This is a genomic window from Flavobacterium sp. ZB4R12 (genome assembly GCF_048276375.1).
Lineage (GTDB): Bacteria > Bacteroidota > Bacteroidia > Flavobacteriales > Flavobacteriaceae > Flavobacterium > Flavobacterium gawalongense.
Window position 1 is genome coordinate 1 of sequence record NZ_JBLNKS010000040.1, and the last position, 3551, is coordinate 3551.

Annotated in this window: 2 protein-coding genes; both read left to right on the forward strand. The window is 34.8% G+C overall.

Annotation, left to right across the window (positions count from 1 at the left end):
- Positions 1-1519: 1519 nt before the first annotated feature.
- Positions 1520-1816 (forward strand): hypothetical protein, encoded by a 297-nt coding sequence (locus ACNO7W_RS16230; protein WP_417938908.1) that lies wholly within the window; start codon positions 1520-1522, stop codon positions 1814-1816.
- Positions 1817-1827: 11 nt separating this feature from the next.
- On the forward strand, positions 1828-3551 hold a 1724-nt coding region (locus ACNO7W_RS16235), incomplete at its 3' end, for a hypothetical protein (protein WP_417938909.1).

Consider the following 3551-nt stretch of genomic DNA (forward strand, 5'->3'; position numbering starts at 1 on the left):
ATGCCCAGTAAAAAGAGTTAGAAAATCTCAAAATTGGACAAAAGATGTATTAAACAAATACGCAACTTATTAAATATAACAAAATTATTTCAACAACATTCTTTTAGACTACAGCCACTATTTTAACAAAATATTTTTTAACTCCTTTTTAATAGTTATTTTTTTCTTCCTTAACTTTTTTTTTAAAAATATTTTAAATTATTAGGATATAACTTCGTTTAGAACGAAACAAATGTTAAAGTTTTAAAATCAAAAATTAATTTTTTTAATTAAAAATTACATTTCAACGAGTATTTAGGTTACTGGTAGAAAAAAAAAATCAATATTACTAATTCTTTGTAAATTTGATTGTATAAAACAACAGCTGTTAAACAACTCAAAAACAGCTGATTAATCTTACGAGGAGAAGATTCTTTAAACCCCAAAAAAGAAATCTTTCATCCCTGAAAAAATTTGGAAATATCTAAATTTTTAAGACTTTAATTTTGAAATATAAATTTACGATTGATTCAATAAATGTGAATTAAAAATTTACAAATTAAACTTCATTTAAATAAATTTTAAAAGAACCTACTTTTTAAGTAAATTATATTGTGAGAAAATATGCCACTACACCCCACATTGCAAGCCAAACAATTTCAATTTGTTTGATTTATTATAATCATTTTATTTTTAACTAAACAATTAAAGATTATGAAAAATAGTACTCATTTATACCATTTACGTTTAGAATTTACTGGAGTATGTTTCTAAAAATTTGTCATTGCTTCGTCGGACACGAGCGATCAATGTCATTAAGTTAAGGATTCGTCAGTTCGTCCCGACGCTTCGGGAGAGTAATAATTTGCGACAGAAAATTTTTACGAAGTATCGAGAACCCTTACGTTTTGAAGGCTTCTCGATACAATTTTAAACATTAAAGCTATCGCATTAATGTTCAAAATTACTCGAAGTGACGGTTGAAACAGCTTAACTTAATGACATTGCACGAGCGATAGCGAACTGGCGAAGCAATGACAAACAGACGGCTTATTTATTCCAGTAAAAACAAACTTAAAATGGTATTATTACCAAACTAAACATCAAACGAATTTTCATTGCAATTGTTTTTAATTTTTAACAAAAAATCAATTTTGAATTAATCCCCAAATAATCAAAATTGAATAGTTATAATAAACCTATTTTTTAGTTTTTAAATTCTGTAAAAAATCAATTTGGCTGATATATAGTAGTCAGCAACAAGAAATCAATTTTGAATTAATCCCCAAATAATCAAAATTGAATAGTTAGGAGAAACCTATTTTTTAGTTTCTTAAATTCTGTAGGTAACAAACACTACAAAATCAATATTACAAACAATAAATTAAAATTTGATTGTATGAAATGAGCATAAAAGAAACTCGATGTAACTGCGAAGCACATCACTGAACACCAACAAAAAATATAAACAATGTGAAGTAAACACTAATGATGATATGCAAATTACATATGACCAATAAAAAGCAATAAAAATCTACGTATGAAAACAGAAACTACCCTCCTTTTACCGGCCTTCTTCACGATTGTTGGTAATAAATATTTTTCATTTGACGCCCCAAAGTCCTGGACGGGTTTAGTTCAAACTACGCTGTTGCAATCCAAAAAAATTATGCCCTTTGATCTATTAATCAACTTCCTGAAAAAAAATTCCGGAAGTATTGATTTTATTATTTTGAACGTTGAAAATCTTGCCAAAGCGATTCGACCTTCAACTCCTACAACAACCCTCAGATGTGAATTTTGCTATTTACAATCGTCTTACTTTCTAACGATTTAAAACAAATCAAAATGAAATCAAACTTTACACATTCGACAAAATTATTTACGTTTTTTTTAGTATGCTTCTTGAGTTTTTCAACGGTACTATTTGCCCAATCGGCAACGGTAACAACCGATAAATCAGATTACGCACCAGGTGAAACTGTAATTGTTACGGGAACCAATTGGCAGCCTGGTGAAACGGTAAAACTTACATTTACCGAAACACCTTTGATACATCCGGAAGAATATCTATATGCCACTGCTGATGCCGCTGGAAATATATATAATAACCAATATGTAATTCAGAATCATGACGTTGGGCAATTATTTACACTTATCGCAACGGGACTTACTTCCGGTTATAGTGCTCAAACCCTTTTTACAGATTCTATCACCTCCGGAATTGCACCAGTAAATCCGCCAACGGGAGGTTTCCATATTGAAGGGAACCTTGTGGCAAATACTCCAACAGTAGATAAGGGGGACTGGTTACCAGGGACAGGGGGGAGCGGAGGAAATGTACTTGATGCTTCGGGTACTCCTTTGAATACTTCAACTACGTTTCATTTGACAGATCTATATAATAGCACATCGGATGACATATTTGGAGGGGGTGATAAGGTAGATGATAATCCAAACGATTGGACGTGGGTGTCGAGTACTTCCAACGATAAAACTGACATGAATAATGCACTAATCCATTTAACTACAGATGCATCGGGCAATGTATGGTTTGTTTTTGCTGCCGATCGCTTTAGCAATAGCGGTAATGCCTATATGGATTTTGAATTCCTTCAAACTGCCATGACTAAAACAAGCGGTGGATTTTCAACTTCAGCTCCTGCCACAACTGGAGGCCGAACATTTGGCGATTTCTTATTGACGGTATATTTCGAAAGCGGTGTTGCCAAATTCGACATTCAAAGATGGGAACAAGTTAGCGGTGTTTGGCAATACAAAACCTATTCTGCCTCCCTTCCTGCCGGCTCCGTCTATGCCGCAGGAAATACGGCAAGCGTTCCTGTATCCTATGGTGCGTTCGGCACTGGTACCTATCCTAGCAACACATTTATTGAATCGGCTGTAAATTTAACGGCCGTATTAGGAGCAATTGACCCCTGCGTTAGCCTTAAAATAAAAACCATTTTTGTTAAATCTAAAACTTCCACTTCTTCATCTGCAGCTATTAAGGATTTTTTTAATCCGCTTCAAATTGATAATCTCATCCTCGGAAGTGCCGATGCAGGAGATGATGATACTGTTTGTTCAGGATCTCCTTATACGCTTCAGGGATCGGCCGTAGCTAGTCCAAGTTATTATGTTTTCTCTAAAACCTGGTCAGTAATATCAGGTGCAGCTAGTATTGCTGACCCATCAAATCTGAATTCAAATGTAACTGTTACGAGCAGCCCTGCAACACTCCGCCTTACTGTAGTTACGAAACCAATAAGTGGCATCGGATCAACATGTACCGTATCTGATGATGTGGTTATAACAGTGAACAATCTGACCCCTGGTAGCATCGATAATGCACAGACGATCTGCGAAGGCGATGATGTGGCGGCCTTCACTAGCACAACAGATGCTAGCGGAGATGGTACTATCACCTACCAATGGCAGTCCAGCACAACTAGTGCCGTCGCAGGATTTAGCAATATCGGTGGGGCTACATCAGCGACTTTCAATGACGGTACAATCACACAAGATACTTGGTACAAACGTATCGCTACTTCAACATTGCTTGGTAAAGC

What these genes read in the sequence shown, in the direction of transcription:
- ACNO7W_RS16230 (WP_417938908.1), top strand. Translation starts at nt 1,520, where the DNA reads ATGAAAACAGAAACTACCCTCCTTTTACCGGCCTTCTTCACGATTGTT.